The organism is Neobacillus soli NBRC 102451 (assembly GCF_001591665.1).
In the GTDB taxonomy this organism is placed as follows: domain Bacteria; phylum Bacillota; class Bacilli; order Bacillales; family Cytobacillaceae; genus Neobacillus; species Neobacillus soli.
The window spans coordinates 49,599-74,675 of the sequence record NZ_BCVI01000029.1 but is presented as its reverse complement, the minus strand read 5'-3'; the positions used below and the strand labels follow the sequence as shown (position 1 = coordinate 74,675).

Genomic DNA, 25,077 nt, shown 5'->3' with positions numbered 1-25,077 from the left:
ATCAAAATCCTGTTATTACTGGGTGAAAGGATATATTTTTGACATAAAGGGTATAGACATTTGTAACATGAGAATATTTCAGCCTCTAAGGTTGAAACTAGTTATAACTTTGCCCGTATATACATATAAAGATCTTTTCAAATGACGATTACGGAGTTGATATGTTTTGACAAAAGTGGAATCAGCAGATTTTTTAAAAGGTGAATTGAAAAAGATAGAAAAGTGGGAAAAGAACCAAAAGGGTTTGTGGTTTTGGGAGAAAATTGGACGATTACCATTTGTAGTGCTTGATAAAGTAACGCCAAAATTTATTCAAGACAAGATTGGAATCATGATTGATGAATTAGGCAACTTCGTTCAAACCGGCGGCCAATATTTAATCAGCGAGAAAAGTATTCTAAAAAAGTTTGCCGCCAAAAATTCTTCAATGGAGCAGGAGCTCAATAGCATCAATCAACTAAACCAGCTGCCGATTAGGAAGATGGATGAGGTGGCGAATGAAATTAGAAACTCAAGAATAAACATGGCAACCATCCAAGGAGCAACAACAGGTGTTGGCGGATTGTTTACTCTCGCAATTGATATTCCGATTCTTCTGGGATTATCACTAAAGGTGTTGCAAGAGATTTCCCTTTGCTACGGGTATGACCCTAAGAATAAGTCTGAACGGATCTTTATTGTAAAATGTTTGCAATTCACCTCATCAGACATTGTTGGGAAAAAGGCTATTTTAGAGGACCTTTCCACTTTCAATCAGGACAAGCAGAACAACCGCATGATTTCCCAATTGCAAGGCTGGCGCGAGGTTGTTATGACGTTCCGTGATAATTTTGGCTGGAAAAAACTATTTCAAATGATCCCGATAGCTGGAATCATTTTTGGCGCATTTATAAATCGATCATCGATCGGCGATGTAGCCGAGACGGGAATAATGTTATACCGAAAACGGAGAATTATAGAGCGGATACACCAATTAGAAAACAGGCTGGAAACCCAAACATCTGAAAATTAAAACATAGAAATTAATAAGGCATGGACACCTTGATTGGTCCATGCCTTTTGTCATATCTAAAATCTAGAAAGTCAAATTAGTTCCGATAGTTCTACTTTTCCCAACAGTAATACGTTATTTCTAAAGCAGTCAGCTTAGCTTACTAAACCCCTACAAATTCGACTCCTTACAACTTTGTACTGCTTTTAATAAATTCAGCAAACAAATTGTTCATCTTCTTGTCTGTGCTTGCCATCGATTCGGGATGCCACTGAACACCTATCGTAAATTTGGTTGGGTGTGCATACTCTACAGCTTCAATAATTCCATCAGATGACTGGGCGGCGATGCGTAAATCACTGGCCAACTTATCTATGGCTTGATGATGAAGACTATTGACTCGTACTCGATCAGAACCAATTATTTGAAATAATTTACTATCCTTGGATACAGTCACCCAATGGCTATCACGACTCCTATCAATCTTCTGGGAGTGTTGGATTGATTCTTTGACTTGACTTGGGATATCCTGTATTAATGTCCCTCCAAGGGCGACATTCAAAAGTTGAATACCTTTGCAAATCGCAAGAAGTGGAATATTATTCTCCAACGCATATTTCACAATGGCTATTTCTGCCAAATCTCGTTCTGGCATAGTAGACCCCAAATGCTGGTGCGGATCCTCGCCATAAAATTTAGGATCAACATCCTCTCCCCCACTGAGAATAATTCCATCACATAGCTGCAGCGTTTCTAAAGATGTTTCAGCGTTAATAAATGGAAGGACAATAGGGATCCCACCATTAGCCGCAACACTTTTATGGTAGTCATGGTGCACATAAACACCTTCCATATTTTCGTTATGTTTTACATAGGCCCCCGTTATGCCGATGATTGGTTTCTTGTTCATCAATAATCCCCCCACAAACTATTTCTGTATCCTATTATGAGAGAATATTAAAAGTCTTTCCACATTTATTTTTCAATCGCAATAAACTAAAATTTTCTCTTTTTCTACAAAAAACTTACATATTCCTAAAATTATCCTCATATATATATGGAATATAAGGATATTATCGAAGGGTGGCGATTACATGGAGAACAATTCTCAGGTTATTTACAATGGCAAAAGATATATCATTCTTTATCAGTACACGTCAGGATTCTGCGAAATTAAGGAAATAGAGTGTTTCCAAACTATTGAATTAGTTCATTTATCAGAATTAATAAGTGCAACCTAGCAATATCAAGGCTGGAAAAGGTAATAAAACCTTATCCAGCCTATTCAAATATAGTAAAATAAGAAATAAGAAAACTATGATTCAAAGGATGATTAATATTGAAAAAACGCATTGCTTTATCGTGGAGTGGCGGAAAAGATTGTTGCATGGCATTACACACTCTTATTCAACAAGAATTTGAGATTGTTTGTTTAGTAACCACTGTACCAAAAGAAATCGGTCGAACATTTGGCCATGGCGAGCGAACGGAAATGATTACATTACAAGGTGAATCTCTATCCATCCCTGTTTATTTTATCGAATGTACCTACGAAAATTATACTGATCAATTTATTAAGTCGGTCCAAGCTTTGAAGAGTCAATCTAAGATTACGGGAATCGCCTATGGGGATCTATATTTAGATGGACACAGGGAGTGGGGCGAGAAAGTTGCTGCCGCGGCTGGAGTTGAAGCCTTGTACCCCCTTTGGATAAACAAAGAAGCTGCCTTACAGTCATTGGAAAACTTTGTACATTCTAGCTATGAAGCAGTGGTCATTCGTGTCCGAGAGGATGTCTTAGATGAAACCTGGCTTGGTAGAATCATCGATAAATCGTTCATACTGGATGTACAAAAGACTTCTATTTGTCCTATGGGGGAATCTGGTGAATATCATACCTTTGTCTTTGATGGACCCTTGTTTTCAAAAAGGATTCAATTGGAACAACGGGAATTAATTCAGCTTGAAACGACGAAGAAACTAGAATTTAAAAGTTATAGCTTGATAGAAAAAGGTTGATAAAAGTAGAGTGTCAGGCACCATCCGTTTACTGGTTGGAGCCTGACACTCTGCTTCTTTTTTCAACTTTTTATTTTTCCAGCATTAATTTTAAAATGAGCTCATCTGTTTGCCTCGTGCCTTCATTTCCAAGTTTGCAGAAGCTTTCGATACTTTTTTCTACATCGTCATGGATAAAGCCGTCAGTCGATTTTATTTCTTGATGGTTTAGTGCCAACAGGGCTGATTGCACTGAGACATTTGAACAGGTCGAAACCTTCATGGCACAGCCCGCCTTAGCCCCGTCGCAGATCATTCCTGATACGTTGCCGATTGTATTCTGAACCGCTGCTTTAATTTGCTGAAGTCCTCCATCCAGTAAATAAACAATCGCCCCACTCGCCCCCATCCCAGCGGCAGTTACACCACATAATGCAGAAAGGCGGCCAAATCTTGATTTGATATGGATGGTAATCAGATGGCTAAGTGCCACGGCACGAATCATCTTTTCCTCAGGTACTTGCAGCTTTTGTGCCGCGGCGACAACAGGAAGTGTAACGGCAATCCCTTGATTTCCACTCCCAGTATTCGCCATCACCGGAAGTGTAGAACCTGCCATCCTGGCATCTGAGCCAGCAGCAGCAAGAGACATGGCCGCTGTAGCTATATCATCGGATAGAATACCTTTTTTTACATTATCTTTAATTGTTTTACCGACATTTAGACCATAATCTCCGCTAAGACCTTCTAATCCAATCATTCGATTCAATTCGATACTCTTTTTTACCAGAGTCAAGTCGTTAAGGTCCGCCGTTAAAACCCATTCGTAGATTTCATCAATGGTAAGGGCTTCTAATTCCTCTTCATCCGTTTGGATTCCGATATTCTCACATCCGCCAAGGTAGACCGATTTCCCATCCACTTCGATTAAGGTGATATTGCTATGATTATCAGAAATGACCACTCTAGAAGTTTGATGGTCGGTTTCGACAATGACTTCAATATAAAGTCTTTTCGGTGTATCCGCTTGTCCGGCTGTTACTTTACCTGCTTCAATGAGTTTTAATGCCGACCGCTCATCTTCCTTTGTCAGTCCATCTAAAATTTCCAATTTCTTAGTTGGGTCTCCAGCTGCCGCTCCGAGGGCGGCCGCGAATTCAAGACCTTTAGCTGACATTCCAGGAATCCCAACAGATTTTGCATTTTTAATAATATTTCCGCTCGCTTTTAACCGGATTGCCTGAATTTGTCCGTTTGCATGGCTTTTTGCCGTTGCTGCAGCCAGTGCAATCGCAACTGGTTCTGTACAACCAAGGGCAACGACTAATTCTTTTTCCAAGACAGCCAGTATTTTATGCTTTCCCATTTTTGTTCCCCCTGATTGAAGATACCTTTTCTAACATCATATCATAATTGATTCCTTTGTTTTAAAGATTTTCTTCCCAAAAACGTAAGAGTGCCAGGCACTCTCCAAACTTTCACAGCGTAACTATCACTAGATCCATTATATATTAGAAATAGGAAGTATTTAAATAGATGGTGAGTTTAAAATATTTCCATTCAGTTAATAGCGGTAAGCTCCATACAAATTTATAAATAAAGTGCTTGCTTCTATCATTTAATACTTGTATATTCACATTTATACATTGAAAATCAAAACCATAACAAAGAGTGATTCGAATATGACTTCTTTCAAAATTTCTAAAAAAACATCGTCCAATCCGCGTTCTTTTAATACAAGGATCGCTTATCTTATAGCCGTTGTTATCATGATTTTATTTGGCCTGGCCTCCCGAAAATTTAGCAGTTTTCTTCCATTATTTATAGCGCAGAATGCCGGGGATATGCTGTGGGCTATGATGGTTTATTTTGGATTTCGTTTTTTACTAGTGCGTAAGAGCCTGCTCACAGCCATCTGGCTCAGTTTTTTGTTTTGCTTTGGCATTGAATTCAGCCAGTTGTATCAGGCAGTCTGGATTAATCAGATACGTGGTACATTGCTTGGGGCATTGATCCTTGGCAAAGGGTTTCTTACAGTGGATCTGATCCGCTATACTGCAGGGATTATTACCGCCACTATCTTGGATAAGGTGATGCTTAGATTCACTAAAAATGGTGCCTGACCCCCGGTGTATTATAGCATTACCACACTGGGTGTCAGGCACCTATATTTAAGAATTCATAAACGCTTCAATTTCCTCAACTGTACGGATAATATCTTTCGAAAGAACCTCATGGCCTTCTTCAGTTACTAAAACATCATCTTCAATTCGGATGCCGATTCCTTCTTCTTCGATATATAGACCCGGTTCAACCGTTAGCACCATTCCGGGTTGTAAGATTAAGTCCTTATAATCACCCACATCATGTGTATCTAGACCAAGAAAGTGACTGACACTATGATAGTAGTATTTTCTGATTTCGCTTTCTTCCTTAATCAATCCAGTTTCAATGCACTCTTCTGCAAGGATTTTCTTTGTAAGTTCATTCAATTTTGCAAATGGGACTCCTGGTTTAATAAAGGCTGTGGTTTCTCTTAATGCTTTTAAAACGATATTGTAATAGGTTTTTTGTTTTTCTGTAAATATACCATTCACGGGAAATGTAAAGCTGATATCACCATTATAATAGTTATATTGAGCACCTAAATCAAGCAGGACAAGACTTCCCTCCTCAATGGTCGCATCATTTTTTTCATAATGAAGGATCGTCCCATTTTTGCCACTTGCGACAATCGTAGGAAACGCATAATCTTTTATCCCTTCTGACTTAAGGGTAAAATCAAAATAGGCTTCCAGCTGATATTCCTTTCTGGCATCTTTCGCATGGCGCATGATATTTTTAATTCCTTTATAGGTGATATCAATCGCCTTTGTTATCTGTTCGATTTCCGCTGGAGTTTTATAAACGCGTAAATCACAAATATCAGGATAAACATTTTTCATTTGCAGGAAAGGATACTTCGCCTGTATTTTACCCGCAAATTGTTGTGCTGCTGTCATGACCTGATCTAACTCTCTTCTTTCAAGATCCAAATATACATTTGCTAGAGGGTTTGTAAAAAGGGTTCGCGACAGCAAGGATTCAAATTGATCGATATAATGGATAATCCCTATCCCTGAAACTTCTGCAGCCTCTTCTTTTGAAATCGACTTTCCTACCCATTTTTCTAACAAAGGGTCTGATTGTTCGATAAAAAGATATTCTTCTAGCTGATTATTATCTTTATAGGCTAAAAAGATACTATTTGGTTCGTCGATACCTGTTATGTAATAAAAGTTACGATTTGGCACAAATGTGTAGGTCTCATCTGCAGATTTTTGCGGTGCCTTTCCAGCAAACAACACCAGCAGGGAACGATCTTCTAGCTCCTCATATAAACGATGACGATTATTTGTAAAAAAATCATTACGCAATTCATTACCTCTCTTCTAAACTGTTATAAGCTTCTAATTTAACTATACTATATTTTGAAAAAATTCATACTCATTAAAAGGGAAAAAAGATACCTCCCCCCGAGACTCCTTTATTTTTCACTTTCTATCGGTGCACTTTTCCGCTGATTCTGACAAAATATCGTTTGCCGCCCCTCTTGTTCATTTTCCTCATAAAAAAGAACCTTCCAATCTCCAAATTCAGCCAATAACTCACCAGGCTGCAGCTTATAGTGATTGGATACTCCCTGATTCTCACTAATTGGTGATGTATAAAAGGTTTCCATGAAGAAATACCCATTCTCTTTCAAGATGGACTTCACAAACGGAAATAGCGTCCGATCCAGGTAATAGGTGATGACAATCAAACTAATAGAGCTTTTATTCAAATTAAGATTGGTCAATTTTGTAAGATCGCATAAGCGAGGGTTTATTGCGAGATTTTGCTTTGCTGCTATTTCCTGAAGATAGCTGACAGCCACATCAGATAGATCAATTGCCTGTACTTGAAAGTTTAATCGCGCCAGGAACAGACTGTTTCCACCAAGACCACATGCAAGATCAAGTGCGGATCCTCCGTTCAAGTAAGGAGATAGGTTCGCTAATCTGACATTCGGTAAAGGTTCTTCCAGTTGAATTAGACGCTCCTTGTATTTGCTATTCCATTTGGTTCTCTGATCCATATTGGAACTCCTCTCCTAAATTATTGACTCTTTAAAATTAACTAATTTCTCCGCCAACCGCATTAATATCTGATTCATGTGAGATAGCAGCTTCAATAGATAGTTCCAATCCCTTTACAATCAATTCTAGACTCATGCTTGGGTGTCCAGGATTGCGGACTATCTGTTCGGGCAGAAAAGGTATATGAATAAAACCACCCCGAATCTCCTTACGCCTTGTATCAAGATAATTCATCAGTCCATAAAAAATGTGGTTGCAAACGAATGTGCCCGCAGTATTTGAAACGGAAGCAGGGATTCCATTGTCATTCATTTTTTTCACCATAGCCTTGACCGGCAGTTTAGAGAAATATGCTGCTGGTCCGCCGGGAACAATTTCTGCATCAATTGGCTGATTATTCTCGTTATCTGTAATTCTGGCATCATCCAAATTGATTGCTACCCGTTCAGGCGTGATCCCGGAACGCCCCCCTGCCTGACCAACGCAGATGACCACGTTAGGATTAATTTCTTCTATTGATTCTTTCAGACTTGAAATCGCCTTGCCGAAAACGGTTGGGATTTCCCTTGTAATCACCTTGTACCCTAAAATTTCTTTTCCATTTAATCGCTTTACAGCTTCAAGTGCCGGATTAATGGGCTCTCCTCCAAACTGGTCAAAACCGGTAACAAGTATCTTTTTCATAGGTATTTTCCTTTCCTTCATTATTTAAGTCACAGCCATATAATAATGATCGCTTTTTTTCTTCGCCATCAAACCATCGATTGAATGTTAACTTCATAACTACCTTTACTGGTTCGGTTGGCTTGACCTGGTAAAAATTTATCGTTTGAAAATCATGTAGAACAAATGCTTATTTCGGCATATCGAAAGTCGAATAATATAACGGTCAATTTTTTAAGGGGCATAGCCTAGTGTAGTACAAAAACATCATCTTTTAAGACTGATACTCTGTACAAGAATGCTTTTTAGGCTCCGAACCCACGAATGCCAATTATGACTATTAACAATCCATAGCCTATAACAATAAGCGAAATCATTCCCATTCCAACATATTTTAAGGAACCACTTTCATTTGTTTTGACTCCTTTAACGCCTAACACAAAACTTGTTATCCAAGAAGCAAGCCCTGTGAAGAAATAAGGGTTGAAAACTCCATTACTTCCTTGAGAACTCAAGTAAAATAGCAAAATCCCTGCTATGGCTAAAACAAGAGATAACAATCCATATTTTCCGTTCAAAGTCCTTCATCCCTATCCATTAAATTATTTTATAATTCAGAACTATATCAATTAATTTATATAGAATAACATAAATCCTTTACTCACAAAAGCAACAAAGTTCACGAAAACAGCCTTATTTTTAGTCATGCCTTTATCCTAGGAATGAACGTTACAACAATATGTTGGCAGACTGCATCGGCAACATGATCATAAATCTAAAGTTAAAGTGTTTGATTATGTAGATCACAAAGAACCCATGTTAAAAGCAATGTTTGAAAAAAGAATGAAAGGCTATAAATCGATGGGGCACAGATTATTAGAATCTGATTCGATAACTCGGTCTAAATCAGAACAAATGAGGTTATTTTAAAAGGTCGACCATAAAACTAATAAGCAGATCATTTTAAATAGGTTGTGCACAATTTTGTCCCAAATGAAAAACAAAGTGCCAGGCACCATCCACTTATTGGATGGCGCCTGGCACCTAGTAGACCGGACCCAATAAAACTTACTTCGCCATGACAGACTCAAAAGGCCATGCGGGTAATGTTTGGCGAACTGGTTTGTCCTCACGGTAGCCTAGTGCATACTCTCCCTGCATGATTGTATGAATTTCTCGTGTTCCTTCATAAATTACTGGTGCCTTGGAATTCCTTAAGAAGCGCTCCACTGGATATTCATCCGAATAGCCATAGGCGCCGTGGATTTGGACGGCATCATTGGCGGCATCGAAGGCAGCATCACAAGAAATCCATTTGGCAAGCGATGTTTCTCTTGTATTTCGTTTGCCTTCATTTTTTAATGTCCCTGCTTTGTAGACGAGCAGCCGAGAGATTTCTAAATTGGCGCTCATTTTCGCAATCATTTGCTGGACAAGCTGATGTCTGCCAATTTCCTTCCCAAATGTTTTTCGTTCGTGACAGTACTTTAGACTGGCTTCTAAGCTGGCATTAATCAATCCACAGGCACCAGCCGCCACGGTAAAGCGCCCGTTATCAAGGGCAGCCATGGCAATTTTAAAGCCTTCGCCCTCTTCGCCAAGTCTGTTGCCTGCAGGGACTCTTACCTCACTCAGGAAGACTTCCCCTGTATTTCCGGCACGGATCCCTAATTTCCCCTTCATTGCTTTAGTCGTCACTCCAGCAAAGGTGCGTTCGACGATAAAGGCTGAAATCCCTCTTGAACCAAGGCTGGCATCTGTTTTAGCAAAAACAAGGAAATGGTCCGCTACATCGCATAGTGAAATCCACGTTTTTGAACCGTTCAGGACGTAACTATCTCCTTCCCGAATCGCTGTCGTATTTAACGCTGCCACATCGGATCCTGCATTCGGCTCTGTTAATCCAAACGCGCCAATTTTTTCACCTTTTGCTTGCGGCACTAAATATTTTTGCTTTTGTTCTTCATTCCCCCATTGCAATAACGTCATACTATTTAAGCCGGTGTGGACGGAAACGGCTGTTCGATAAGCAGTATCCCCCCGTTCCAACTCTTCACAAACAATCGCTAAGGTATTATAATCCATCCCGACGCCGCCGTATTCTTCAGGTATGCACACACCCATCAAATGTAATTCTGCTAATCTCTTTAAAATACCCGGCTCAAAATGATGGTTTCGATCCCATTCTTGGATGTAAGGTATAATTTCTTTATCCACAAATTTACGCACCATTTTCTGTACGTTTTCTTGTTCCTCGGTTAAATGAAAATTCATCATTTGGAACTCCTCCTTATTTTTTATACGATTACCCTATGTTAAAGCTTTGCCCTAATCGATAAGTCCAAGTGCAACCATATCCATTGAACATTATTTCTGCCTTTAATATTCAGCTCCAAAAAGCTCCACCACCTGCTACTTTTTATATTGAGCATGAAGCTGTGCCGCAATAATATTTTTCTGGATTTCCGATGTTCCTTCGTAAATCCTCGTAATTCGTGCATCACGGTAAAACCGTTCAATTGGGTATTCAGCGATATAACCCAATCCCCCGTGAATTTGGACTGCTTTGTCAGCGACGCGGTTATATATTTCGGACCCTAGCAATTTCACCATCGCCGCTTCTTTGATTACTTTCATATTTTGGTCCACCATCCAGGCGACCCTGTAAGTCATTGCCCGAAGCGATTCCGTTTCCATCGCCATTTCGGCTAAATAATGCTGGATAATCTGCTGTTCAAAAATTGGTTTGCCAAACTGGATTCTTGTGTGGGTATAATCAAGTGACATTTCCAGTAATTTATCACAGGAACCTAGATTTCTTGCCGCAAGGCCAGCACGCCCATTGGCAAGGATTTTTAAGGCATTCACATACCCCTGTCCTTCTTCACCTAACACGTTTTCTACCGGCACCTCACAGTCCTCAAAGAAAATTTCTGCAGAATGTGATCCGTGAAGGCCCATCTTCTTTTCTTTTTTCCCGATTTTAAAGCCTGGAAAATCTTTTTCGACAATGAAGGAGGTAATCCCTTTGGCTCCCTTAGAGGGGTCCGTTACGGCCATGACGGTAAATACATCTGCTAGAAATGCGTTGGTAATGTAATGCTTGCTGCCATTGAGGATATATTTGTCGCCTTTTTGGACGGCAGTTGTTTTTAGATTCGTAGCGTGTGAGCCAGCACTTGGTTCTGTTAGCGCAAAGGCTCCGATGCGATTGCCTTTTGCCATGTCCGGTAAATATTTGCGTTTTTGCTGTTCATTTCCCATTTCGACAACCCCAACAGAGCCGATGCCGGTGTGCCCGCCAATGACGGTGGTATAGCCATTATGGGTGCGGCCCAATTCCTCATATGCCGCACATTTCCCAACCATGCCAATACCTAATCCATCATACTCCTCCGGGATACTTAAGCCGAATAATCCCATTTTTTTGGACATTTCTAGGATTCTTTCGGGAATTTCATCTGTTTCTTCAATTTCCATTGCATGCGGTTCGACTTCATGGTCAACAAATTCTCGTATTCCATATTTTAGAGACAAAATATCGTCAGGTAATTGAAAATTCAATTGTTTTTGCCACCCTTTCTATATAACTATAAAAATGACTTCTGCCAATGTTCGCCAATATAAAAGGAAGCCAGTAAGATAGGACTGTAGTCCCCATACCGGCCATTTTTAAAGCATCGTTAATCCGCCGCTGACCGACAAGGTTTGTCCTGTCACATAGCCGGCTTCGTCCGATACGAAGTAAGCTACTGCCCCCGCAATATCCTCCGGCTGGGCTAAGCGCCGGAAAGGGATGGCTTTTTCTAATGCCCCGGCAAGACCTTCATTGTAGGAGCCGATTTCTTGAAATAACGGTGTGTTACTTGGACCCGGTGCCACACAATTAATGTTGATCTTGTGACGGGCCATTTCCCGTGCCAGCGTTTTTGTCAGTGCGACCACCCCGCCTTTGGCAGCTGAATAGACCGCTTCCCCACTGGATCCCACTCTTGCAGCATCAGAGGCAATATTCACGACTTTTCCGTAACCGCTTTCAATCATTAACGGCAATATCGCTTTGCAGGTATGGATCTGACCCATTAGGTTGATATCGATTATTCTCTTCCACGTATCAGGCTCACTTTTTAAAAAAGGCTCTACCTTATCCCAGCCCGCATTATTTACTAACACATCAATTTGTTGATAATAATTCAAGGAATCTTGGACCGCACTTTTGACACTTTCTAGGTTCGTAACGTCACAATATACCGCTGCCGCCTCCCCATTATTTTCCTTAATGATGGAAACCGTTTCCTCCGCCCCTGCCATATTGATATCGGCCACAATTATTTTTAAGGAACGAGAAGCTAGCAATCTTGCAATTTCTCTGCCGATTCCGCTTCCTGCCCCTGTCACAAACGCTACATGTTGTACCATGTCCAACCTCCCTTTTTTCCTACTAGCTATAATCGATTAGCTATTTTTTCATCAATGATTGCCCGCAACCGGAACTTTTGAATTTTGCCGCTTGGGGTTCTTGGGAAATCTGCAATCACTTCTACATGTTCCGGCCAATAGTGCTTTGCTACGCCTTTTTCCGCTAAAAAGATTTTCATGGACTCCATCGTCAGTGGTGATGCTCCGTCCTTCAAACTAATAAAGGCACAGGCCCGCTCTTGAAGCCTAGCATCCGGCATCGCAACAATTTGGACAATCGAAATATCGGGATGCTCGTATAAGATATTTTCAACATAGGCAACAGGGATGTTCTCACCGCCACGAATAATTATATCTTTGTTGCGGCCTGTGATTCGGATGTACCCGTCTTCATCCTTGACTGCACGGTCTCCTGTTATAAACCATTCACCATCGAACTCAGACTTCGTCAGCTCCAAGCGTTTTAAATAACCAACAAATAGAGCCGGACCTCTGACAAGCAAATCACCCTCTACATTAGGCGAAAGCTCTTGACCATTCAGATCAACTACCTTCACATCCATTGCTGGGAATGGGGTGCCATCCGTATTGGTCAGCTTTTCTTCCGTATCATTCGCAAGCGTTAACGTCACAAGGCCATTTTCCGTTTGACCCCAGCCTGAGAGAACTTGACACGGCAACTTTTGGGCAGCCTGTTTGACAAGTGTTCTTGGTATTGGTGCGCCAATCGCTGCAAAATATCGGAGTGAGCTTAAATCGTAGCTCTGAATATTATCGACTTGAATCGTATCTTGTAAAAATGGTGTCGCCGCTGTGGTAAAGGTGATTTTCTCTTTTTCTATTAACGCAATAAATTCTTTTGGATTCCAAATATCCTGATAAACGGCGGTGCCTCCATAAATAAACGGTAAGCGGACGCCATATAGGAAACCTGTCTGATGGGCAAATGTCGAGGCCATGAAAATGACATCGTCTGAAGTTAATTTCAAGTGATCGAGCCAAAGCTCGGAAGAAAAGGTAACCGTGTTATGGGTATGCATGACCCCTTTTGGCTCCCCTGTGGTCCCAGAAGTAAATATAATTTCAGTTATTTCATTGGGATCAAGTGTTATACCGTCTAATACCGACGGATCTTTTCGTTCTTCCCATGGTACATCCATGAGAGCTGAGAACGGTTTCATTCCTGCCGGCACATTTTCCCCAATCACATAGATATACTCCATCACAGGCCAGTCTGGTAAAAGTCGCTTAATCATTTCCGGGTAGTTGAATCCACGAAACTCATCAGGGACAACAATCATCTTTGATTCGGCAAGTTTGACCATAAAGCCAATTTCCCGGTCACGGTAGATAGGGATCAAGGGATTACTAATAGCTCCGATCCTCGTTGCCGCAAGGTGGAGAATGACAAACTCATTCCAGTTCGGCAGTTGAAAGGAGATGACATCCCCTTTTTTCAAACCCGTATCAAGCAATCCAAGAGCCACACGGTCAACTAGCATACCAACCTCCTTGAACGTATATCGGCTATTTCTATCAATAATGGCAGTTTTTTCAGGTTTATGTTCAATCGCTTGTTTTAAATAGTCGAGGATGGTTTTATTTGACCAATTGGACTCGTACTTTTTACAAAGTTCTTCGGTTAAAATCGTTTCGAAACTCATAGCTTGAATCCCCCTTTAATATAGCTAAAAACTTGGTTACTGCCTGAATTTCTTGAAATCAACGGGCCTTTTTTCTACAAAGGCATTTCTACCTTCTGCCGACTCATCTGATTTGTAAAACATCCCTAGACTAGCCATCGCAATTTGGGAAATACCTTCAATATTAGCGGAATCCGCATTAAACGAATATTTCAGCATTTTTATTGCTGTCGGGCTTTTTTCAACAATTTTCGCTGCCCATTCTTCGGCAGCTGCCATCAGTTCACCTTGAGGGACAATCTTATTTACCAGTCCCATTTCCTTCGCTTCTTGCGCCGTGTACTTCTCACATAAATACCATATTTCCCTTGCCTTCTTTTCACCGACAATCCGAGCCAAATAGGCAGAGCCTAAGCCGGCATCGTAGCTTCCTACCTTTGGACCGCTTTGGCCGAAAATGGCTGTTTCCGCAGCTATCGTTAAATCACAGATGACATGCAGGACATGTCCGCCGCCGATCGCAAAGCCATTTACGGCAGCTATAACAGGCTTTGGCATAGCGCGAATGGTTCGATGGAGATTTTCTATTTCTAAGCCAATCCCGCCGCCCAATCCTCCGGAGCTGTCATAGCCGCTGTCTCCCTTATTTTTTTGGTCGCCGCCGGTACAGAATGCCTTCTCGCCTGCCCCTGTTAAAATGACTGCACCAATTCGGTTATCATCCCATGCATCCCGGAATGACCAGATTAATTCCTGGACCGTTTGGGCCCGAAAGGCATTGTAAACCTCAGGGCGGTTCATCGTAATTTTGGCAACTCCATCCCTTTTTTCATAGAGAACATCTTGTAATTCCATCTTTTCATGCCTCCTGTTTTTTTAAAATCTTGTAAAATGACTTGTCCTTTTACCACTTTTATTCCGGATTCATATATACATACCACATTTTTCGTAATTAAATTCTAGCGTCTGTCTCCAAGATTAATAGGGACGAAATTCTTTGCCGAGTAATTCTTTCGCAATGACAATCTGATTCGCCTGAGCGGTCCCATCGCCAATTTCTAATCCAATGACATCTCGTAATCGTTGTTCAAGCGGCATTTCTTTTGTATAGGCATAATGGCCATTGAGGAGCATGCATTCATGGATTGCTTCTTGGCTGTATTTTGGGCCCAGCCATTTTACTGTGGAGGCCTCTTTTGTATGCTTTTTGCCTTGGTCACGGAGCCAAAGACCGCGATATGCCTGCCATTTGATTAATTCTAATTGGGTGGAATGGGTGACGATTGGAAAGGAGACGCCTTGGAATTTCGCCAATGGTTTTCCAAAGGCATGCCTTGTTTTCACATGTTCAATCGTTTCATCAATACTTTGCAGGGCCGCACCTACACATTGAAGTCCGATCAACAACCGGCTTAAGTCAAAGCCATTCATTACTTGGAAAAAGCCATTATTTTCTAGTCCAATTAAATTCTCAGCTGGAACCTCAACATCTGTTAAATAAATGGAACCTCTCCCAATCGGGATATTTCCCATGTCATCATAGCCTTTACATTCCACCCCCGGACGGTCGGACGGGACGATGAAGGCGCTGATGCCCTTACTGCCGGAATTCGGATCCGTTTTCGCAAATACAATGAAGGCATCCCCAAATGTTGCTGCACTGATCCCAGATTTTTCCCCATTTAAAATATAGCAATCTCCCTTATGTACAGCAGTCGAGCAAATTCCTGCTGCATCGGTTCCTGCCGAAGGCTCCGTAATCGCCACTCCGACGATTTTTTCACCGCTGGAAATTTGCGGAAGCCATGTTTTTTTTAATGACTCTGTCGCATGATTAGTCAGGATTTCGGAAGCCAAGGCGTTTAGCATTACGGCGTAGGTTAGGTTAAAATCCCCGCGCCCAATTTCTTCTGCGGCAATCCCAGCCGTGACACACTCCGCTCCGCTTCCTCCATACACTTCAGGGATCCTTAGGCCATTCACGCCAAGCTCCCCAAGCTTTTTCCATAAATGTCTTGGATGTACTTTCTCGCGATCCCATTTTGTGTATTGCGGAAGTAGTTCTTTTATGGAAAAATCTCTTAGCATCTCTCTAAAATAATCCTGTTCTTGACTGAATGAAAAATTTAACAAGATAACTCCTCCTTTCCCTACTATATTGCAACTTCCGTGCCAACTCTGTTTTTGCCATCTATCAGGCTTTATACTTTCGCAAGTTTGCAATCCCACTATTTTTTCGCATTTTCGCGAAACAAGAATGCGAATAGAAAAAAACACACATAAATGTGTGTTAAGAACTAGTAATCTTGTTTACTTAAGCTTATATTTGGCGATTTTTCGATAAAGGCTGGCTAAATGAATGTTTAGGATTTGAGCTGCCCTTGTTCGGTCCCCATCTGATACCTTTAACGCTTGTTTAATGGCAGCTATTTCTGCCTGAGAGACTGCCTCTTCTAAGCTTATCGGGATCGTGATTTCTTCCAAATCTGTTTTCTGGTCAGCCGCTTCATAGGCTGATATAAGGAACGAACCTTCCAATGTAAGCGTATCTCCCTCAACAATATTCATCCCGCGTTCGATAAACGCCTTCAATTCTCTTACATTTCCAGGCCACTGATAACTTACAAGCCATTCTTGCAGCTCAGGTGTTAAGTAACTAACATTAAGAACTAATTTTTCATTCAATTCATTGATAAAATGATAGGCCAAAGGCAGGATGTCCGACTTTCTTTGACGGAGAGAAGGAATTTTCAATTCAAATACGTACAATCGGTAAAATAAATCCTGTCGGAATTTCCCTTCCTGCACAAGCATTTTTAAATCTCGGTTTGTAGCGGTAATGATCCGGATATCAACATTTTTACTTCCAGTTCCTCCAAGCCTTTCTACCTCACGTTCCTGTAATACCCTGAGCAGCTTACCCTGAGCTTGGTAGGGAAGTTCGGAAATTTCATCTAGAAATAGCGTTCCATTATGCGCTAATTCGATTTTACCTGGCTTCCCTTCTTTTTTTGCACCGCTGAATGCCCCTGCTTCATAGCCAAACACCTCAGATTCAAATAATTCATCGGGAATGGCGGCACAGTTGACGGCAACAAAAGGATGATTTTTCCGCGAACTAAGTCCATGGATTGCTTGCGCAAAAAGCTCCTTTCCCGTTCCACTCTCCCCTGTAAGTAAGACAGTGGAGTTGCTCGTCCCGATTCTTGCTGCTAACTCTTTAATTTGGTTCATCAATGGGCTTTCTCCAATAATATCCTCAAAGCTGTACCGGTTACCTTTACTAGACTTTTTCTGAAATTTTGACTTCTCAATGGTTTTCATAAAAGAGTTTAATTCATAAATATTGATCTCTTCTTGTCTTAAAATGATCGAATAGAAAATATGATTGTCCTGTCTATCGACTCGAATGAAACAGGAATGATCCTTTATTACACCAAAAATAACTTGTTGGTGTTCAGTGGGAGGCGTTAGGTTTTTTGAAGTTCCTTCAATCACTTGGGCTAAAGAGATACCAAGTAATTCCGTCCTTATAAAAGAGAAGTGACGGCAAAAATCAGGACTAGCATCAATGACAAAACCATTTTCGTCAACTACAATATAACCCCATTGACCAACAGGGCTTTGCAAATTTTTTATACTCTCCATGTTCCCCACCTAAGTGATGTGACTCGGTAAAACTAGGATAACGACCTGTCCTTTAACCACTTCATTTCCATTTTGGTTATAACAATTCACCTTTTGGGTTAGCCAGTTCCGATCATGGTTAATATCAATTATTTCGAGTTCAGCCGTGATCTCATCCCCTATATGGACGGGATGATAAAAGACCAATTCCTTCTGGAGTAAAACACATGCTGTTCCAGGCAGCTTTTGGCTGATCACCTGAGTGATTAGGCCTTCCGTTAGTAACCCAGGCACAAGTGGTTTATTGTAAAAACTTTTCCAATCATTTTCACTTTGTTGATAAATAGGACTAAAATCTTTTGTTAACTCATTACATAATCTTACATCGCTATCATTAAATGTCCGTTTCAGCCGTCCAATTTGTCCAATAAACAATTTATCAATGATTAAACTCATCTATTTATTCTCCTATAGTTAAAATATTATGAATATTACGCCCATACTTTCAACTATACCTTTTACCTTCCGAAAAAACTACTTTAAAAAAGGAAAGAGCCCAATCTTTTGAAGAGATTGGGCCCTTTCCGATTTGGATATTAACTTCTTTTTTAGAGTGAATTACTTTTGAAATTATGTATTTTTATTATTTACTATTATTTTTGCTTTCTCTTGCTGCCTGTTTCCTAGCTTTTTTACTTTGGGTAAGTTCTGCTCCAAATTCCATATCGGATGATTTACTTCCACCCGTATATGGTTGATATCGATTGTTATTTCGGTTTGTCCTCTTTTTCCCTCCTTTGTCCTTGAACTAAATTCTTCCTAAAGAGGTTAAAAAGACACTATAAAATTGGATACTCCCAGATTTTTGCACCTTGGTGACGAATAAAGGTCTCCATGAAGAAATACCCATTCTCTTTCAAGATTGACTTAACAAACGGAAATAGTGATCGATCAAGTAATAAGTGATGACAAGGAAAAACCTCCACCTGTGCCTGCTAACTTCAAGATAAGACTTTATGGCACTCTTAAAGTGTTAGCTGCAAACCAACCTACAACTCCACTTCGCTTTCCCCTTACCATCTGGATACCTCTTCTCTAACGATTGGCGCAACCTCTTTTCCTAACAGTTCAATCGCTCTCATTACATCATCATGTGGCATGGTACCCACCGGTACATGGAGCATAAAGCGTGTGATTCCCACATTCTTTCGCAAGTGAATGATTTTCTCAGCCACCGTTTTCGGATCACCTACATACAATGCACCTTCAAAGCCGCAAGCAGCATCGAAACTGGAGCGGTCATACCTTCCCCATCCACGCTCGCTTCCTAATTTATTCATGGCCTGCTGCGTTGAAGGGAAAAACTTTTCAGCTGCTGCTTCGGTACTATCTGCGATGAAACCATGTGAATGCGAGGCAACCGGCAACTTCGATAGGTCATGACCGGCGTGAGCAACTGCCTTCTTATAAAGCTGGACAAGCGGCGCAAACTGCCGGGGACTACCTCCAATTATCGCTAGAACCAACGGGAGTCCAAGGAGACCTGCTCGGATAACGGAATCCTGGTTTCCACCGCTGCCAATCCAGACAGGCAAAGGATTCTGAACCGGTCTTGGATACACACCTAGATTATTAATGGCCGGTCGATGCCCGCCTTTCCATGTCACTTTCTCGGACTCCCGTATTTTTAACAACAGCTCCAGCTTCTCCTCGAATAACTGATCGTAGTCCTTTAAATCATAGCCAAACAGCGGAAAAGATTCGATAAAGGAACCCCGACCTGCCATAATCTCTGCACGTCCATTTGAGATGGCATCGAGTGTAGCAAAATCCTGAAAGACCCGCACCGGATCGGCGGAAGAAAGCACCGTTACGGCACTAGTCAGCCTAATCCGGCTTGTTTGTGATGCTGCAGCGGCCAGTACAATGGCCGGAGAAGATGCTGCATAATCTACGCGATGGTGCTCACCCACACCAAAAACATCCAGCCCCACTTGATCTGCTAGGACAATTTCCTCGACAACCTCCCGTATTCGTTGGGCATGACTGATCACCTCACCTGTTTTAACATCCGGCGTTGTCTCTACAAATGTGCTAATACCTATTTCCACTAAAAAGTACCCCCATTATGTTTTGTCTAGTTCGCAGTTAGAAGCAAAATTAATTCCACATGATGAACCATTGCTCTATTAAACCCTCACTTAAAATCCTATCATTATCTTAACTAACTATCTTTATTTGTACAATTAATCGAATTTGCAATCGTGTTCAGGGTGTTGGGTTCTTTTTCACTGTGGGAAGGAAGTGACGGGTATAATCGGAAAACTGACGGGTAAAAAGGAAAAATAGACAATCCTAAATCTATGATTTGATCAATGATATTCATCTTCCCCCTAACTTCTCCTACTGAAAAAAATGGACCTAATCCACTGTGAACCTAGAACTATAAGATTTACTTATACCTTCCATCTGTATTTTAAATAGTTTCAATTTTCAAATATCATTGACGGCATATTTTCCATCCAATATAATACGATTTATATCCGAATGCTTTGCCTCACTATCTATGAAAGCCATTTCAAAAGGCAAAAATGGTGAAAAATGCCTAAATGAAACAAAACTATTTCAGCTACATGAAAAAGGAGAGTGATGTACATTTATGAATGGAAACACGAATAAAAAAGTTGACCAAGATACCTTTCCACCCTATGACACCCTTACACCTCTGGAAAATAATAGGGAAATTGAGATACCGGATATCCTACGAAAAAAAAGAAAGTGGAAAATCCCACAGGAAACGGGCATCATGTGGAGTTCAATTGTTATTATATTTTTACTATGGTATACAGTCACCAAACTCAATATTTTCTCTGAAGTCTTTATCCCTTCTCCAGCAAAAACTTGGGCAGCCTTTACCGATTTACTAATTAATGGTTATAAAGGAAATAGTTTGTTATTTCATCTACTAGATAGTCTATACAGATTATCTATGGCCTTCTTCTTCGCATTAATTACAGCAGTTCCATTAGGATTAATCAGTGGTTATTCATCAAAAGTACGCGCTGCATTAGACCCCATCCTAGAATTCTATCGTCCACTACCACCATTGTCATACTACACACTCTTAATTTTATGGTTTGGAATTGGCGATCTATCAAAGATTGCTTTATTATATCTTGCTGCTTTTGCTCCCATGTATATTGCAGCAGTATCCGGCGTAAAAGGAGTCTTGGAAGATCGGATCCATTCCGCTACTTCATTAGGTGCAAATAACTGGCAAACATTTCGTTATGTTATTTTTCCGTCTTGTTTACCGGAGATATTCACTGGAATGCGAACAGCGATTGGATTTGCTTATACAACTTTAGTTGCCTCTGAAATGGTTGCCGCCGTCTCTGGTATCGGGTGGTTAGTGCTTGATGCAAGTAAATATTTACGGAGTGATATCATGTACGTTGGTATTATTTTGATGGGAGTAACAGGGATTTTACTTGATCGAATCCTTCGTAAAATTGAAGACAAAGTAATTCCATGGAAGGGTAAAGATTAAAAAGACAGGGGGTAAAGGGATGAAAAACGGCAAAATGAAATGGTTCATGTCTTTGATGATTGTTTTCTCACTATTGATGATTAGTGCCTGTGGGAATAAAACAACATCTAAATCTGCTGATGGTAGGGTAGAGTTCCGAATTGGTTACCAAGTCATACCAAATGCAGAGCTGCTAGCAAAAGCAACCAAAATGTTTGAGGAGAAGTTCAAAGGTGTGAAGGTAACCTTGCATCAATTTGAGGCAGCGGTTGATGTGAATACGGCCATGGCTGCAGGAGAAATTGATGCCGGCCTGATTGGTTCTAGTTCAGTCGCATCCGGGGTAGCACAAAATTTACCATATAAAGTCATTTGGCTTCACGATGTCATTGGAGATAACGAGGCATTAGCTGTCAAGAAAGATAGTGGAATTAAATCACTTGAAGATGTTGTGGGTAAAAAAATAGCAGTCTCTTTCGGTTCAACTACACATTACAGTTTGTTATCCGCCCTTAAATTAAAAGGAATTGACCAAAATAAAGTAACCATTTTAGATATGAAGCCAGCTGACATGTTAGCTGCGTGGAAACAAGGACAAATTGATGGCGGATATGTCTGGTACCCGACACTAGGTGAAATGGTGAATGACGGCAACATTGTTTTAACAAGCCGCGACCTTGCAAAGGATGGAATTCTCACTGCTGATGTAGGAATCGCAACGAAGGACTTTATTAAGAATCATCCAGATGTATTAAAACAATATATTAAAATACTAGATGAATCCGTCCAATTATATCGTTCATCAAAAGACGAAGCGGCTGAAGCTATGAAAAATGAGTTAAACGTATCAAAAGAAGACGCAACATTTTTCATGGATCAATTAATCTGGTTAGATGCAAAAGAACAAGCTTCAGACGAGTATTTAGGAACAGTTGACAAAAAAGGATCATTTTCCAAAGCGTTAAAAGATACGGCAGAGTTTTTAAAAACGCAAAAGGCGATTAACACTGTACCCGATCTTAAAGCCTATGAAGATGCCATTGAACCGAAATTCCTTCAAAAAGATTAGGTGGTGAGCCCCATTATTAATAGTCATGCTCTTAAAGAAACCGCATCTGATTCTATGGTCCTTCAAATAAAAAATGTAGATTTAACCTACCAGACAGATAAGCAGGTTGTGACGGCACTAAAAAATATTAATTTACAAATTAAAGAAGGCAGTTTCGTCTGTGTATTAGGTCCTTCCGGATGTGGGAAGACCACATTATTACGCATTTTAGCGGGCTACCACCAGGCTACATCCGGTGAAGTTCTGCTAGACAACAAGCCCATTTCACCTAAGCCTGATCGGCATAGGGGTGTTGTTTTCCAGCAACAAATGCTGTATCCATGGTTGAATATTGAAGATAATGTTGGCTTTGGCTTAAAAATGAGGAAAGTTCCAGCGAAAGAAAAACGTGAAATTGTTGATCATTATTTAGAAATGGTTGGCCTTTCCCAGTTTAAAAAAGCAAAATCTTATGAGCTTTCCGGCGGTATGAAGCAAAGAGCATCTATTGCCCGTGTATTAGCAAATGATCCGCGCATTGTATTGATGGATGAACCATTTGGTGCTTTAGATGCCATGACAAAGGAACAAATGCAAGATAATATTAGGAAGATATGGAAAGAGACGCATAAGACGATATTTTTTATTACACATGATGTGGAAGAAGCCTTATTGTTAGGGACGCATATTATTGTTTTATCAGCAAGGCCAGGTCGCATCCTTAGAGAAATGTACAGCGATTTCCCCTATAGAATTGAAGAAGGAAAAAGCCGTATGTACCGAACAGAACCAGACTTCGTTAAACGACGTGAAGAGATCATTAGTCTCATTTCTTTATAATGAATGGTAAAAACCGCTTGAATCACAAGAATCAAGCGGTTTTTACCTTTAATTTTTTACTACCCTGTCTTTATCTAAAATAACAACCTGATTTCTATTCAATAGTTTTTTCAATAATAGTGAATAAATAAAGGTAAAGATCACTCCTTTAATGATTGAAATCCAACCAAACAGAGAGAATCCAAATAATAACACAATATAATTAAGACACCTTATCGCAATTGCGATATCAATTTTTTTATTTCTATGATGTAAGATGATGGCTATAACGTCCACCCCTACGGTAGTGGCATTGGCGGATATACAAAAGTAATACCCTAGAGCTATCAATACTGATGCTAATATAATGGAAGAAACTTGGTTTAAATTTGTGCTAAACTGCAATGAGTAAAAAAAGTTAAAGAAGAACAAGTAACAAATACTACTTAAAATAGATTTAAAAAAATAATCCCTACCAAGGAAAATTAAACAGATCAATAATAAAAGGAATGTTATGATATTTGCTAGTTTGGTAATCCCTGCCCCAGATATAGCGTTTAATATTAAGGCTAAACTAGTGACACCGCCATTAATTATTTCATGCGGGACAACTAAACAGGCATAAGAACTACCTATTAAACTATTACCAAAAATTATTTTCATTACATCTTTCAACGGTTATCCCCCTCGCTAGAATAAAAAAGTAAAAGGCTTTTATTTTTCCATAAATAAAAGCCTTTTACCTTTTTATGAATCACAGTTACATTTTGTGTTAAAGTGACGTTTACTAGATTTCTTGTTTATCGGGGTTTAGAATACGAGAATTCAACCCTATTTCTTGCCTATCAATGCTCTCCTTTCTTCGCCGATTTACGAAGTATGATGAAATAACAATGATGGTAAACAGCGATGTAAAAATAAACTGCGGTCGCTGCGATTCAATAAATGCCATTAAAATAAGGACGGAAATCATGGCAGCTATTGTTGCATAGGTTAAATATGGGAAGAACCACATTTTAATTTTAAAAATTCCGGGATTAGTTTTCTCCATTCTTTTTCTTAAGCGTAAATGTGAAATTGCAATGGCTAAATAGACAAGAATTCCAACCCCACCAGATGAGTTTACCAAAAAGAAAAAGATTTTATCTGGGGATACGTAACTAAAAATTGTGCTAATAAACGCAAATAATGTGCTCCCTAATACTGCAAAAACAGGAACCCCATTCTTGCTTAGTTTTGAAAATACTTTTGGGGCATCACCCTTTTGAGAGAGAGAAAATAGCATTCGAGAGCTTGTATAGAGCCCCGAATTTAGGCAAGATAACAATGCAGTCAAGACCACTATATTCATGAAAACGGCTGCCGAAGGAATTCCAATCAATTCAAGAACCGAAACAAACGGGCTTTTTAATAGTGTTCCTGAATTCCAAGGTAAAAGAGTTACTACTACTGCAATCGAACCAATGTAAAAAATTAGAATCCGCCAGACCACACTATTTAATGCTCTTTTTACATTATTCACTGGGTCTGAGGTTTCGCCAGCTGCAATGGCCGGAATTTCAACTCCAACGAAGGCATGAAAAACAATTGCAATACCAACTATTACTGAACCTAAACCATTAGGTATGAAACCTCCGAAGTTTGTAAGATTCGATACGCCGGGTGACTTAATACCTGGAACAAATCCAAAAATAACCGCTGCGCCTAAGATTAAAAACAGAATAATACTTCCTATTTTAATAATTGAAAACCAATATTCAAATTCCCCAAAGGATTTAACTGAAAAAACATTCGTAAGTTGTAATAAAATAATTAATGCTAGGCTTATCAGCCAGACTGGAATGAAGGGAAGCCATTCATGTACAATTGCTGCACCAGCAACTGCCTCCAGTGCAATAACAATAACCCAGAAAAACCAATATAACCATCCCGTTGTGAAACCTGCCCATTCACCAATGCCTTCTCTTGCATATACGGCAAAAGATCCTGTATTCGGATTAACGGTTGCCATTTCACCAAGCATCCGCATAATAAGAACCACGATTATGCCCGCAATTACATATGATAAGATGGCTCCTGGACCTGTTTTGCCGATTATGATACCGCTTCCAACAAACAGTCCCGCTCCAATAACCCCACTCAAAGATATCATGGTCAAATGCCTTTGTTTAAGGCCGGCTTTGAGTTTTTCTGGTTGATGCTCCAAAATATCCACCAACTT

The 25,077-nt window shown here is 40.2% G+C and carries 24 protein-coding genes; 7 read left to right on the top strand and 17 right to left on the bottom strand.

Going from position 1 to position 25,077, the window contains the following annotated elements:
• Positions 1 to 166: 166 nt before the first annotated feature.
• On the top strand, positions 167 to 1,012 hold the full coding sequence (locus BSO02S_RS11155; protein WP_066066780.1) for an EcsC family protein: 846 nt from the start codon (positions 167 to 169) through the stop codon (positions 1,010 to 1,012).
• A gap of 166 nt (positions 1,013 to 1,178) precedes the next feature.
• On the opposite strand, the gene BSO02S_RS11150 is transcribed toward BSO02S_RS11155, so the two are convergent.
• Positions 1,179 to 1,901 (bottom strand): gamma-glutamyl-gamma-aminobutyrate hydrolase family protein, encoded by a 723-nt coding sequence (locus tag BSO02S_RS11150; protein WP_066066779.1) that lies wholly within the window; start codon positions 1,899 to 1,901, stop codon positions 1,179 to 1,181.
• A gap of 184 nt (positions 1,902 to 2,085) precedes the next feature.
• Between BSO02S_RS11150 and BSO02S_RS27030 the strand changes: the two genes are divergently transcribed.
• Positions 2,086 to 2,232: a hypothetical protein gene (locus tag BSO02S_RS27030; RefSeq protein WP_157081437.1), complete on the top strand. Its 147-nt coding sequence runs from the start codon at positions 2,086 to 2,088 to the stop codon at positions 2,230 to 2,232.
• A gap of 98 nt (positions 2,233 to 2,330) precedes the next feature.
• Entirely contained in the window at positions 2,331 to 3,011 is a 681-nt protein-coding gene (locus tag BSO02S_RS11145; RefSeq protein WP_066066777.1) for a Dph6-related ATP pyrophosphatase, read from the top strand.
• 70 nt (positions 3,012 to 3,081) lie between these two features.
• Here BSO02S_RS11145 and BSO02S_RS11140 read toward each other — a convergent pair whose 3' ends face one another.
• Positions 3,082 to 4,356, bottom strand: coding sequence for an L-cysteine desulfidase family protein (locus tag BSO02S_RS11140; protein WP_066066776.1), 1,275 nt, complete (start codon positions 4,354 to 4,356; stop codon positions 3,082 to 3,084).
• Between the two features lie 316 nt (positions 4,357 to 4,672).
• On the opposite strand from BSO02S_RS11140, the gene BSO02S_RS11135 reads away from it, so the two are divergent.
• Positions 4,673 to 5,113 carry a ribosomal maturation YjgA family protein gene (locus BSO02S_RS11135; protein ID WP_066066773.1) on the top strand — a complete coding sequence of 147 codons (441 nt, stop codon included), beginning with the start codon at positions 4,673 to 4,675 and terminating at the stop codon, positions 5,111 to 5,113.
• Positions 5,114 to 5,161: 48 nt separating this feature from the next.
• Here the strand turns inward: BSO02S_RS11135 and BSO02S_RS11130 are convergent, their stop codons facing one another.
• The 13 genes from BSO02S_RS11130 to BSO02S_RS11070 all read right to left on the bottom strand — a co-directional run bounded on the left by BSO02S_RS11130 (position 5,162) and on the right by BSO02S_RS11070 (position 19,571).
• The gene (locus tag BSO02S_RS11130; RefSeq protein WP_066066772.1) at positions 5,162 to 6,406 is read right to left on the bottom strand and encodes an aminopeptidase P family protein; all 1,245 of its coding nucleotides are present in this window, start codon (positions 6,404 to 6,406) and stop codon (positions 5,162 to 5,164) included.
• Positions 6,407 to 6,516: 110 nt separating this feature from the next.
• Positions 6,517 to 7,107 (bottom strand): class I SAM-dependent methyltransferase, encoded by a 591-nt coding sequence (locus BSO02S_RS11125; RefSeq protein ID WP_066066770.1) that lies wholly within the window; start codon positions 7,105 to 7,107, stop codon positions 6,517 to 6,519.
• A gap of 37 nt (positions 7,108 to 7,144) precedes the next feature.
• Positions 7,145 to 7,792 (bottom strand): pyroglutamyl-peptidase I, encoded by a 648-nt coding sequence (gene pcp, locus BSO02S_RS11120; RefSeq protein ID WP_066066767.1) that lies wholly within the window; start codon positions 7,790 to 7,792, stop codon positions 7,145 to 7,147.
• A gap of 284 nt (positions 7,793 to 8,076) precedes the next feature.
• Positions 8,077 to 8,349, bottom strand: coding sequence for a hypothetical protein (locus BSO02S_RS11115; protein ID WP_066066765.1), 273 nt, complete (start codon positions 8,347 to 8,349; stop codon positions 8,077 to 8,079).
• Between the two features lie 490 nt (positions 8,350 to 8,839).
• Positions 8,840 to 10,045, bottom strand: a complete 1,206-nt coding sequence (locus BSO02S_RS11110) for an acyl-CoA dehydrogenase family protein (RefSeq protein WP_066066974.1) — start codon at positions 10,043 to 10,045, stop codon at positions 8,840 to 8,842.
• A gap of 138 nt (positions 10,046 to 10,183) precedes the next feature.
• The gene (locus BSO02S_RS11105) at positions 10,184 to 11,335 is read right to left on the bottom strand and encodes an acyl-CoA dehydrogenase family protein (protein WP_066066763.1); all 1,152 of its coding nucleotides are present in this window, start codon (positions 11,333 to 11,335) and stop codon (positions 10,184 to 10,186) included.
• A 108-nt stretch (positions 11,336 to 11,443) separates the two neighbouring features.
• The gene (locus tag BSO02S_RS11100) at positions 11,444 to 12,190 is read right to left on the bottom strand and encodes an SDR family NAD(P)-dependent oxidoreductase (protein ID WP_066066761.1); all 747 of its coding nucleotides are present in this window, start codon (positions 12,188 to 12,190) and stop codon (positions 11,444 to 11,446) included.
• A gap of 26 nt (positions 12,191 to 12,216) precedes the next feature.
• Positions 12,217 to 13,854, bottom strand: a complete 1,638-nt coding sequence (locus BSO02S_RS11095) for an AMP-binding protein (protein ID WP_066066759.1) — start codon at positions 13,852 to 13,854, stop codon at positions 12,217 to 12,219.
• A gap of 36 nt (positions 13,855 to 13,890) precedes the next feature.
• Positions 13,891 to 14,688, bottom strand: a complete 798-nt coding sequence (gene menB / locus BSO02S_RS11090) for a 1,4-dihydroxy-2-naphthoyl-CoA synthase (protein ID WP_066066757.1) — start codon at positions 14,686 to 14,688, stop codon at positions 13,891 to 13,893.
• A 123-nt stretch (positions 14,689 to 14,811) separates the two neighbouring features.
• Positions 14,812 to 15,966, bottom strand: a complete 1,155-nt coding sequence (locus tag BSO02S_RS11085) for an acyl-CoA dehydrogenase family protein (protein ID WP_084374981.1) — start codon at positions 15,964 to 15,966, stop codon at positions 14,812 to 14,814.
• Positions 15,967 to 16,143: 177 nt separating this feature from the next.
• Positions 16,144 to 17,481: a sigma-54 interaction domain-containing protein gene (locus BSO02S_RS11080; RefSeq protein WP_066066755.1), complete on the bottom strand. Its 1,338-nt coding sequence runs from the start codon at positions 17,479 to 17,481 to the stop codon at positions 16,144 to 16,146.
• Positions 17,482 to 17,490: 9 nt separating this feature from the next.
• The gene (locus tag BSO02S_RS11075) at positions 17,491 to 17,916 is read right to left on the bottom strand and encodes a hotdog family protein (RefSeq protein ID WP_066066754.1); all 426 of its coding nucleotides are present in this window, start codon (positions 17,914 to 17,916) and stop codon (positions 17,491 to 17,493) included.
• 617 nt (positions 17,917 to 18,533) lie between these two features.
• Positions 18,534 to 19,571, bottom strand: a complete 1,038-nt coding sequence (locus tag BSO02S_RS11070; RefSeq protein WP_066066753.1) for an LLM class flavin-dependent oxidoreductase — start codon at positions 19,569 to 19,571, stop codon at positions 18,534 to 18,536.
• A 548-nt stretch (positions 19,572 to 20,119) separates the two neighbouring features.
• On the opposite strand from BSO02S_RS11070, the gene BSO02S_RS11065 reads away from it, so the two are divergent.
• From BSO02S_RS11065 to BSO02S_RS11055, 3 genes are read left to right on the top strand one after another with little or no spacing between them, the layout of a single operon-like run.
• Positions 20,120 to 21,010, top strand: a complete 891-nt coding sequence (locus BSO02S_RS11065) for an ABC transporter permease (protein ID WP_235846904.1) — start codon at positions 20,120 to 20,122, stop codon at positions 21,008 to 21,010.
• 19 nt (positions 21,011 to 21,029) lie between these two features.
• A complete protein-coding gene (locus BSO02S_RS11060; protein WP_066066749.1) occupies positions 21,030 to 22,058 on the top strand; it encodes a taurine ABC transporter substrate-binding protein in 1,029 nt (342 codons plus the stop codon).
• 3 nt (positions 22,059 to 22,061) lie between these two features.
• A complete protein-coding gene (locus BSO02S_RS11055; RefSeq protein WP_218010601.1) occupies positions 22,062 to 22,877 on the top strand; it encodes an ABC transporter ATP-binding protein in 816 nt (271 codons plus the stop codon).
• Positions 22,878 to 22,925: 48 nt separating this feature from the next.
• Here the strand turns inward: BSO02S_RS11055 and BSO02S_RS11050 are convergent, their stop codons facing one another.
• Entirely contained in the window at positions 22,926 to 23,531 is a 606-nt protein-coding gene (locus BSO02S_RS11050; protein WP_066066747.1) for a YitT family protein, read from the bottom strand.
• 112 nt (positions 23,532 to 23,643) lie between these two features.
• Positions 23,644 to 25,065, bottom strand: a complete 1,422-nt coding sequence (locus tag BSO02S_RS11045; protein WP_425320400.1) for an amino acid permease — start codon at positions 25,063 to 25,065, stop codon at positions 23,644 to 23,646.
• Positions 25,066 to 25,077: the final 12 nt, after the last annotated feature.

Excerpts from the sequence above, each read along its gene's own strand:
- BSO02S_RS11150 (WP_066066779.1), bottom strand. The coding sequence starts at position 1,901 with ATGAACAAGAAACCAATCATCGGCATAACGGGGGCCTATGTAAAACAT.
- BSO02S_RS27030 (WP_157081437.1), top strand. The coding sequence starts at position 2,086 with ATGGAGAACAATTCTCAGGTTATTTACAATGGCAAAAGATATATCATT.
- BSO02S_RS11140 (WP_066066776.1), bottom strand. The coding sequence starts at position 4,356 with ATGGGAAAGCATAAAATACTGGCTGTCTTGGAAAAAGAATTAGTCGTT.
- BSO02S_RS11135 (WP_066066773.1), top strand. The coding sequence starts at position 4,673 with ATGACTTCTTTCAAAATTTCTAAAAAAACATCGTCCAATCCGCGTTCT.
- BSO02S_RS11125 (WP_066066770.1), bottom strand. The coding sequence starts at position 7,107 with ATGGATCAGAGAACCAAATGGAATAGCAAATACAAGGAGCGTCTAATT.
- pcp (WP_066066767.1), bottom strand. The coding sequence starts at position 7,792 with ATGAAAAAGATACTTGTTACCGGTTTTGACCAGTTTGGAGGAGAGCCC.
- BSO02S_RS11110 (WP_066066974.1), bottom strand. The coding sequence starts at position 10,045 with ATGAATTTTCATTTAACCGAGGAACAAGAAAACGTACAGAAAATGGTG.
- BSO02S_RS11100 (WP_066066761.1), bottom strand. The coding sequence starts at position 12,190 with ATGGTACAACATGTAGCGTTTGTGACAGGGGCAGGAAGCGGAATCGGC.
- BSO02S_RS11095 (WP_066066759.1), bottom strand. The coding sequence starts at position 13,854 with ATGAGTTTCGAAACGATTTTAACCGAAGAACTTTGTAAAAAGTACGAG.
- menB (WP_066066757.1), bottom strand. The coding sequence starts at position 14,688 with ATGGAATTACAAGATGTTCTCTATGAAAAAAGGGATGGAGTTGCCAAA.
- BSO02S_RS11080 (WP_066066755.1), bottom strand. The coding sequence starts at position 17,481 with ATGGAGAGTATAAAAAATTTGCAAAGCCCTGTTGGTCAATGGGGTTAT.
- BSO02S_RS11075 (WP_066066754.1), bottom strand. The coding sequence starts at position 17,916 with ATGAGTTTAATCATTGATAAATTGTTTATTGGACAAATTGGACGGCTG.
- BSO02S_RS11065 (WP_235846904.1), top strand. The coding sequence starts at position 20,120 with ATGAATGGAAACACGAATAAAAAAGTTGACCAAGATACCTTTCCACCC.
- BSO02S_RS11060 (WP_066066749.1), top strand. The coding sequence starts at position 21,030 with ATGAAAAACGGCAAAATGAAATGGTTCATGTCTTTGATGATTGTTTTC.